An 8,695-nucleotide genomic window follows, 5' to 3' on the forward strand; every position below is an offset into this window, starting at 1 on the left:
TTGCTCGGATTGTGTCTTGGCTTAAGGGAGAACCATTACCTAAACTTCGGGTGTCACGTTTTGCAGCACTGGCACCGCCATGAGACACCTGTAGTACGTTCGCCAACAGCAACAACTAATGGAACTGTTTTTCCAAATTGGATAGTAGATGATTTTTGCCAGAGTGGTTCATTAACCAGGGCTGTTTTATCCAAAATCACAACGTCAGGTTGATATCCAGAGTCGGGGCGATCAGGCTTTAGTAGGCAACTTCTAGGAATGGTGTAAGGCAAGTTTTGTCGACGGATTTCTAACGTGAGTTCCTCAGCAAGAAATCCTGCAATAAGTTCGTGATTACCTGTTGGTAACACTTCTACGACTACTCCCTCAATTAGCTCATACCACTTACCGTCTTCTGGATACCACTCTAGAAACGCTTCAAAACTCATCGGATTGGCTTGTGCTTTCATCGTGAGTGCCCAAGTTTAAAGTTGATTGAACACTACTCATTCCGTTTAAAAATAACGGATAAGTTGTTGGCAGGCATGGGGACGACTTTGAGCAATGAGAGGTTTTGGGTTTGGGCAACGGTTATCACTTCGTCCAGATCTCGCACGCCCCATTCTGGGTTTTGGGCACGAAGGCTCTGATCAAATGCTTCATTACTGGAAGCTGTATGTTTACCGTTTTGTTTGTAAGGGCCGTAGAGATACAGAACACCATCTGGAGGCAGGATTCGCCCTGCTCCTGCCATTAAGCCCAAGCAGGCTGACCAAGGAGCGATGTGAATCATATTGATGTTGGCGATCGCCCCAATCTCACCCTTCTCAAACCCCTGTAAAGTTTCTGGCAACTCATTTTGCTCCACACTCCAAACCGGATCACGCGCATCAAGGGCGATCGGTGGATACACATTATCGGTGGGGCAATGTTGCCGCCATGCAGCAATGCTGGCTCGTGCTGAAGGATTAGGGTCAGAGGGCAACCACTTACGAGGATGCAGATGAGGGGCGAAGAAGATAGCGTGTTCTCCCGTACCGCTAGAGATTTCTAAGACTGTGCCCTGGGGGGGTAAGACTTGCTGCAACACATTTAGAATTGGCTCTCGGTTGCGTTGAGTCGCAGGGGCATACTGTCGCAGGTCAGGAGAAGTCATGATTGAGGCTACATTCGGGCAAGGTTCCACTTATTGTGACGTAATTTGTTCACAAGTGACCCGTTTGATGGGCGAACGCCTCCCAATCGCAACGCTAGCGACTACTAAACAGGCAGCACCAATCGTAAACGGTGTAATGGTTTCACCTAATAAGAAGAAGGATGCTACCAGGGTCAAAAAGGGCTGGAGCAGTTGGATCTGTCCGACTCTGGCGACTCCACCTTTGGCTAAGCCGTGATACCAGGCAAAGAAGGCAACAAATTGACTCACGATGCTGACATAGGCAAAGCCTAACCATGCCACAGGGGAAGCGGTCAGCCCATATTGTGAAGTACTCACGATCATCGGTAAGATTTCCACCGGAGCTGCTAGCACGAGTGCCCAACTGATCACCTGCCAACCACCCAGTGTTTTGGCTAATTTTCCTCCTTCTGCGTAGCCAAAGGCAGCAGCGATAACTGCAAGGAACAAAGCTAAGTCTGCGGGCTGGAGGTGCCCTGCTCCTGAGAAGATGCCAAATCCAATCACGGTGAGGCTGCCAATGCTGCTAGCGATCCAGAATTGGCGGCTGGGGCGATCGCCCGCTCGAATCACTCCGGCGATCGCTGTTACCAGGGGCAACAGCCCCAATACGACTGCACCGTGAGCTGCGGGTAAGCGTTGCATTGCCCAGGCAGACAATAGCGGAAACCCTAAAACGACTCCCAGAGCAACAATAACCAAGCTGCGCCACTGGTGAGGAGTGGGAAATTTTTGACGGGTGAAGTGGAGGGCGATCGCTGCTAAAATTGCAGCGACAAAACCTCGCCCTAAGCCAACCCAAATGGGGTCTAGATCCAGCACTGCAACGCGAGTAGCAGGAAGTGTCAGGCTAAATCCCAGCACTCCCAAAAAACCGTAAATTAACCCCACATCCGAACTGTTTTTTGGCTCAACAGAACGAATTCCCTGGATGCGTTTCATTGATCTGCTATTCCATGACTGGATGTCTCCACTCTGATTCAGGAATAGCAGTACCGGAAGATACGGTTTTTTGCAATTTGGCTAGTACAGTTGCGATCGCCTAATCTAGCTCTGACTTCAAAGTGACCTATTCGCCGATGATTTCGGGCTGAGTTAGCTCGTCTGACATTTCGATGATGGCACGAATCACAGGCTTCATTTTGGGGTCGTCCAGGCTATCGAATTCTTCAAAGCGGCGGCGCTGTGCTCGACTGGCAACCTGAACGGTGATCCGATAGCGGTTTGAGGCAGCGCCAATCAGATCTTCAGCGCGGCGCATCAGGTGGCTGGTGTCAAAGGCAGAACGCTTTTGCATAAGGTTGAGTTACGTTAGAACTTTTATAGTCTATCAAGGATCTCTGAAGTCAGGGATTGGTTTTGTGGTTTTTGATGTTAGGAGCCGAGCCTTGGGGTTTCCCCCAAACCCCCATTGGGGGAAGCCCGCTTCCCCCAAACCCCCTCTGAAGGGATTGGAGATGGGGTGCAAGGCGCTTCGCATCGAAGGTGTCTCTTGGAGTCTGGGAATTTGCGGTAGATGGATTGGAGCGACCGTTTAGATCACTTGCGTGTCCGTTAGCAATTTTTTATCGGCAGCCTAAGCTATCTCGGGTTGAGACACCAGTTGTGGGATTGGTACCGGAGGCGCGATCGCACAGTTGACTGATTTCATAGCGATCAAGAATTGCGTCGGTGAAGTCGACTCCGGTAACGGTTACGTCCTCAAAGCTGGTGCGAGAGAGCGTTGCTTCTTGCAAAATGGCATTCGTCAGGTCTGAACCTACTAGAAACACCCGATCAACTAAGGCTCCAGTTAGGTTTGCGCCTCGCAGGTTCGCATTCAGCATCACGGCTTTGGTGAGAATTGCGTTGGTTAAGTCTGCATTCTCAAAGTTGATGCCCCGCATTTCGGCAGCGACGAAGGCTTTGCCAACCAGGTCTGTGCCTGAGAAATCCTGATTCTGCAGGTTAGCGTTGTTGTAGTTGACTGTGTCGATAGCTGCTAGCGCTGGCGTTGCGCTGAGCAAAATCCACAAACAAGCCAGACCCAGAACTAGAATTAAACCAACGCAGCGAGTCAAAATCGCCTTCATCCTTCTAACCTCCTTACCCATCAATTCGATCAGCCCAATCTTCTCCTACACGAATGGTTAGGTCTGATTGTAAGTCTCCTGTTGAGGCAGAGACGACCCGACCTAGTCCTAGTACATTTTCTAGCAAGGCTGCACCCTGCATATCGCCTCGCTGCACAATAATGTCTGTTTGCATCTGGCGATCGGGCCAATCTTGAATCACGTAGACATTGTCAAAACCTTGCTCTTGCAGGTAGCTTGCAACCTGATTACCTAACTGAGGCTCTCCTGAGGCATTTTGGACGGCAATATACAGGTGGTTGAGGGCGCGGCGCTCTTCAGAACTGGTGACTGAAGGAACCTGAAAATATTCCTGCATGACCTGATCGACCGCATCAGAATCGGTAATCCAATAGCTAGCAACGAATTCATCAGCGGTGCTGAAGCGACCCGGCAACATGACCATTCTGAAACTGTCTTGCTCCAGGCTGACGCCAAAGTTTGCCAAAGCCAGCATTTCTTCTAGGGAAAGGTTGGTGTCGACATACTTTTGGACGAGCTGAATCGCTTCTGGCAGCTTAGGAATCACGGCTGGACTAGTAATGCGATCGCGCAGTGCCCGAATTAGCTGCTGTTGCCGCTGTACCCGACCAATATCTCCGTTGCCATCTGCCCGAAAGCGAGCAAATTGCTCTGCCTGATCGCCATTCAAGTTTTGCCAGCCTTGCTCCAGGTCAATGTAAAGCTTCTGGGTTTCGTCTGTGTAAGACATCCGTTGAGGCACAAACACCTCTACGCCGCCCAGCAGGTCTACTAATTCTCGAAAGGCTTCGGTGCTAACCCGGACGTAGCGATCAATCGGCACCCCATTGAGGTTACGGCTGACGACACGGGCTGCCAGACTATCGCCGCCCAACATGTTGGCGTGGTTGATTTTAGTTAACCCAACGCCCGGAATTTCAACTTGAGTATCTCTGGGAATGGAGAGAACGTTAATCGAGTTGTCTTCGGGATCAACTTGCACCAGCAGCATCGTATCGCTGCGACCGTTGAGCACCTCAGGTGAATCAGGAGGAACATCAGGTACTCGGTCGATGCCCATGACCAGAATGTTGACCGGGCGAGTAATGTTGTAGCGAAACCCTTTGCTCCACAGATCGCTGAGCGAAAGCTGTGGGTCTGTATCAGAAGCGAGCGTAGGAGGCAAGGGAGTAAGCCAGGACAGAGCGACACCTAGTACTCCAGAGACTACTCCAGTCGTTACTAGAGCAGCACCCCAACCTAACCAACGCAATGGATTGGGCTTAGATGGCGATCGCTCCGGCACTCTAACCAGGCGAGCTTGATCGGACAACTGAGCAGGTGTGATAGCAGCAACAGAAGCTGTAGCTGTAGCTGTGGCTGTGGCTGTTGAAGCGCTAGGTATGTGGCTGGAGTCGCTAGAGTCGCTAGGCTCTTCAGACACTTGAACAGGACTGGATTGTTGCGTTTTATACTGATCAGACTGATTTTGTAAACCGTCCACTCCGTCTCTCACCTTGACCTCATTTGTACTGTAGCTATGCGTATACTACCGACCTTAAGGAATTCGTAATGTATCCGTCTTTATGGTAGGTTGGAGCGCGATCGCCACCCCCCTACCTGCAGATGTAATTCCTAACCCGCACCCATGAGGCACTTGGCGAATTCTACGCGGTCAATTTGCCTAATGGCAAGCCCAACGAGCATTTGCGAACCTAATTTTGCGAAATCATAAACCAAAACAATCTTAAGAAAAGTCGGGCAAAATCTAGGAACCTTGACATTTCAGTGTAAGCGATGCCATCAACTGATTAATGTTTTGCACATAGCATTTACGGCGTAAAAAACTATTTCAGTAGATTTTCTGGGTAGATTTTACGGACTAGCAATGTAGACCCGTGCAGACTATCTAAGAAACCTCAAGGCAAACTAAAACAAAGCGAGAAGGCTATGATACCTGTGATTTTGGCTGGTGGTAAGGGAGAGCGCTTTTGGCCTCTGAGTCGGCTGCACCGTCCCAAGCAGTTTTTGAGTTTAGATGGCAGTGGCCAGAGTTTGCTTCAGGCAACCGCAGCCCGCCTGCTCGATTTGGCAGAGGGTTGGGACCGTCTTTGGGTGATTACCTCGGGTCATCTAGCTGAAGGTGTTCAACAACAGCTTCCTGATTTGCCAGCAGAAAATCTGCTAGTCGAGGTTGAGGGACGCGATACGGCTCCGGCAGTAGCCTGGGCAACCTTAGAAGTCGCTCGTCGCTATGGTGAAGAAACGGTTGTTGGCTTCTTCCCTGCTGACCCCTGGATTGCAGATGTAGCAGCGTTTCAGCAAACCCTCCGGGCTGCAACCGAGTTGGCTAGCAGTCAGGAGGCGATCGCCACCCTGGGCATCACCCCTACCTACCCTTCTACGGGCTACGGCTATATCGAACAGGGAGAAACTATTGGCTCTTTTGGTGGTTTTCCGGCCTATAAAGTCGATCGCTTTACCGAAAAACCCGATCGCGCTACAGCGGAGTCCTTTATCACGAGCGGCCGCTTTAGCTGGAACAGCGGCATGTTTATCTTCCAGGCAGGTGTAGCCTTGGCAGAACTGCACACCCACGCCCCTGAAATCATTGAACCGCTAGAAAAACACGGCCCCTCCATCTACCCCGACTTACCGAAGAAAAGCATTGACTACGCCATGATGGAAAAAACCCGTAAGGCGTGTGTCCTGCCCGTAACCTTTGGCTGGGATGACCTGGGCGACTGGAATGCGATCGAACGCTTGTTTAAGGGAGACAAACTCAATGTCGAGCTAGCTCAACACATTGGACTCGATACAGAAGACTCACTGGTTTACTCTGCCGATGACGATGAAGTGGTTGTCACTATTGGACTCAAGGATGTGGTAATCGTCCGTGATGGCAAAGCAACCCTAATTGTGGACAAGCACCGCACCCAGGAGATTAAACAAGTCCTCAAAGCGCTGAAGGAAAATCCAAAACTGAGCGATTTGCTTTGATTTTGATTAGTCACTAGACCTCGTGCGTGAAGGGTAGTGCGGCTCAGCCGCGCTACCCTTCACGCTTAAAAACTCATCCCCAATACCTATTAACCATTGACCAGTAACCCTTAACCCTCTAATCTCTCCCTCTAGAGTGTTGGCAGCGATCGCCTCAAACCGCTACAAAATCAAGGGGTGTTGGTTTTAACAACCCCTGATTGCCAGTTGCATTTACTATCATGCGAATGTAGGCATCTCATTATCAGCCAGCCAATCGCAGGGCAGGAGGCAGAATGTTTTCAGGCTTGACTCAAACAAGCTCTCGACAACGAGAAATTCTTGAAGTTGTCTTCCGCAACGGTTGGGACTATGCGCGACGGCTGCTCACCGGTAGTAAAGCCGATGCGCCAAACTTACCGACTCCCGCTGTTCTCCGCAATATTTTGATTGACTTGGGGCCAGTTTTCGTCAAGCTGGGGCAGTTGTTGAGTACTCGTCCTGATGTCTTACCTGCCGACTATATCAACGCTCTATCCACGCTGCAAAGTGACGTTCCACCCGTTCCCTGGTCCGAGATTGAGGTCGTGCTGCGGCGAGAGCTACGAGAGCCTTTAGAAGTCACTTTTGCGAAGATTGACCAGCAGGCGGTCGCCGCAGGCTCTATTGCTCAGGTGCATCGGGTTACGCTAGCAGACGGGCGCGAAGCCGCCATCAAGGTTCAGCGTCCCGGCATTGACCTGATCATTGATCAAGACATTGCTTTGATCAGAAGTTTGGCAGATCTGGCTTCCCGTTCCTCACTGGGGCAAGACTATGACATCAAAGCTCTGGCAGAAGAATTTACGACTGCCCTCCGTGACGAGCTAGATTTCTTCAAAGAAGCAAGCTACACCGATCAGTTGCGCCGCAACATGGCCAACAGCAGTTGGTTTGACCCCACACAACTGGTTATCCCTGAGATTTACTGGGATTTGACCACCGAAAATCTGCTGGTGATGAAATGGCTAGATGGCGTTCCGTTGCTCACTGCTAAAGTGCCAGATGAGCCCCAAAACGGAAACACTGTCTCCAATCGTCGTACCACCACGACAATCCTATTTCGCGCCTTTTTCCAGCAAATTTACATCGACGGCTTCTTTCACGCCGATCCGCATCCGGGCAATCTGTTTTATCTCGATGATGGTCGGGTCGCCCTGCTCGACTGTGGCATGATTGGACGACTCGACCCCAACACGCAGCGAATTTTGACTGAAATGCTGTTGGCGATCGTTGACCTGGATTCTCAGCGATGCGTTCAACTGACGCTACAACTGGCAGAATCAAGCCGGGGCGTAAATCTGGCTCGGCTAGAAAATGACTACGATCGCCTGCTGCGAAAGTACTACAACCGCAACATTGCAGAACTCAACTTTAGCCAGGTCTTTTACGAAGTCCTCCAGGTTGCTCGCGTCAACAAAATCAAGCTGCCCAGCAACTTGGGACTATATGCAAAAGCACTGGCAAACCTGGAAGGTGTGGCACGAACATTTGACCCCGAAATCAACCTGCTTGACCAGATCAAGCCCCTGATGACAGACCTATTTCGCAGACAGCTAATTGGTGACGAACCGCTGCAAACCTTGCTGAGAACTGCACTTGACATAAAAAGCCTCTCACTCCAATCGCCCCGTCAGGTAGAACAGTTGCTCGATCGCGTGACATCCGAAACGTTGAAGTGGAATCTAACGTTAAAGGATTTGGACGGTCTGCGATTAACAATGGATGACTCCGCTAACCGCTTGTCATTCAGCATTCTGGTTGGCTCACTGATTATGGGGGCTGCAACTATTTCTGCTGAGGGCAGTAGCTTGTCCTGGATTAGTAATGTTCTGTTTGGCGCTGCAAGTTTTCTGGGGCTTTGGTTAGCGGTTAATATCTTGCGTTCAGGAAGGTTGCGGCAACGTTAAATCTGGTGAATTCTTTTGTGCATCTTATGATGCGATCGCCAACTCGTAGTGCAGAGCCAACACCTCACTAGCGGGTAAAATCGCCATTGCATACTAGACTTCTTGCACGAATCAGCAAGCGAGAGCCAACTCAAAGTTGAGGATGCCTGCGAGCAAATGCACTCTGCGCGTGAAGTGCCGTCGCCGATTGCGATAGCGCCCCGATAAGATGCGGAAACGCTTCAGCCGACGAATGCTATGCTCCACCTTGACCCGCAGCCGGGCTAAAGCCCGATTCGCCTGTTTGTTCGCATCACTCAAGCGTTGTTTCCGAGGCTTTTTCTGCGGCGTAATACTGTTAGGGTGGAGTTTAGCAATGCCTTGGTAACCCTTGTCCGCTAAACACAGCACCTCCTTGCTCAAGTGCACGTCACTGTGCTCGAACAAGCGCAAGTCGTGGGTACGTCCTTTGCCCGTGGCAACGGCGAGAAACTGCCCCCGCTCCAGGTCAATCACGACTTGGGCTTTCAGCGTGTGCCGTTTGTGCTTGCCGCTGTAGT

Annotated in this window: 9 protein-coding genes; 2 read left to right on the plus strand and 7 right to left on the minus strand. The window is 50.8% G+C overall.

Annotated features, from left to right (window positions below):
• Window positions 1–53 precede the first annotated feature (53 nt).
• The 6 genes from H6F93_RS10600 to H6F93_RS10625 all read right to left on the minus strand — a co-directional run bounded on the left by H6F93_RS10600 (window position 54) and on the right by H6F93_RS10625 (window position 4,732).
• Complete coding sequence (locus H6F93_RS10600; RefSeq protein ID WP_190680508.1) at window positions 54–449, minus strand: Uma2 family endonuclease; 396 nt, start codon at window positions 447–449, stop codon at window positions 54–56.
• A 32-nt stretch (window positions 450–481) separates the two neighbouring features.
• Window positions 482–1,135, minus strand: a complete 654-nt coding sequence (locus H6F93_RS10605) for a DUF938 domain-containing protein (protein WP_190646654.1) — start codon at window positions 1,133–1,135, stop codon at window positions 482–484.
• 30 nt (window positions 1,136–1,165) lie between these two features.
• Complete coding sequence (locus H6F93_RS10610) at window positions 1,166–2,098, minus strand: DMT family transporter (protein ID WP_190680511.1); 933 nt, start codon at window positions 2,096–2,098, stop codon at window positions 1,166–1,168.
• Window positions 2,099–2,225: 127 nt separating this feature from the next.
• Complete coding sequence (locus H6F93_RS10615; RefSeq protein WP_190680513.1) at window positions 2,226–2,453, minus strand: DNA-directed RNA polymerase subunit omega; 228 nt, start codon at window positions 2,451–2,453, stop codon at window positions 2,226–2,228.
• Window positions 2,454–2,721: 268 nt separating this feature from the next.
• Window positions 2,722–3,228, minus strand: coding sequence for a pentapeptide repeat-containing protein (locus tag H6F93_RS10620; protein ID WP_190680515.1), 507 nt, complete (start codon window positions 3,226–3,228; stop codon window positions 2,722–2,724).
• Between the two features lie 13 nt (window positions 3,229–3,241).
• Complete coding sequence (locus tag H6F93_RS10625) at window positions 3,242–4,732, minus strand: LCP family protein (protein WP_347277274.1); 1,491 nt, start codon at window positions 4,730–4,732, stop codon at window positions 3,242–3,244.
• 446 nt (window positions 4,733–5,178) lie between these two features.
• Between H6F93_RS10625 and H6F93_RS10630 the strand changes: the two genes are divergently transcribed.
• Window positions 5,179–6,228 carry a mannose-1-phosphate guanylyltransferase gene (locus tag H6F93_RS10630; protein ID WP_190680517.1) on the plus strand — a complete coding sequence of 350 codons (1,050 nt, stop codon included), beginning with the start codon at window positions 5,179–5,181 and terminating at the stop codon, window positions 6,226–6,228.
• Window positions 6,229–6,503: 275 nt separating this feature from the next.
• On the plus strand, window positions 6,504–8,156 hold the full coding sequence (locus H6F93_RS10635; protein ID WP_190680519.1) for an ABC1 kinase family protein: 1,653 nt from the start codon (window positions 6,504–6,506) through the stop codon (window positions 8,154–8,156).
• 111 nt (window positions 8,157–8,267) lie between these two features.
• Here the strand turns inward: H6F93_RS10635 and H6F93_RS10640 are convergent.
• The coding region (locus H6F93_RS10640) for a transposase family protein (RefSeq protein WP_190680521.1) at window positions 8,268–8,695 on the minus strand (428 nt) is incomplete at its 5' end.

The organism is Leptolyngbya sp. FACHB-671 (assembly GCF_014695745.1).
Lineage (GTDB): Bacteria > Cyanobacteriota > Cyanobacteriia > Elainellales > Elainellaceae > JAAUTN01.

Bases quoted from the DNA above. Each gene is read 5' to 3' on its own strand.
- H6F93_RS10600 (WP_190680508.1), bottom strand. From the start codon at position 449: ATGAAAGCACAAGCCAATCCGATGAGTTTTGAAGCGTTTCTAGAGTGG.
- H6F93_RS10605 (WP_190646654.1), bottom strand. From the start codon at position 1,135: ATGACTTCTCCTGACCTGCGACAGTATGCCCCTGCGACTCAACGCAAC.
- H6F93_RS10610 (WP_190680511.1), bottom strand. From the start codon at position 2,098: ATGAAACGCATCCAGGGAATTCGTTCTGTTGAGCCAAAAAACAGTTCG.
- H6F93_RS10615 (WP_190680513.1), bottom strand. From the start codon at position 2,453: ATGCAAAAGCGTTCTGCCTTTGACACCAGCCACCTGATGCGCCGCGCT.
- H6F93_RS10620 (WP_190680515.1), bottom strand. From the start codon at position 3,228: ATGAAGGCGATTTTGACTCGCTGCGTTGGTTTAATTCTAGTTCTGGGT.
- H6F93_RS10630 (WP_190680517.1), top strand. From the start codon at position 5,179: ATGATACCTGTGATTTTGGCTGGTGGTAAGGGAGAGCGCTTTTGGCCT.
- H6F93_RS10635 (WP_190680519.1), top strand. From the start codon at position 6,504: ATGTTTTCAGGCTTGACTCAAACAAGCTCTCGACAACGAGAAATTCTT.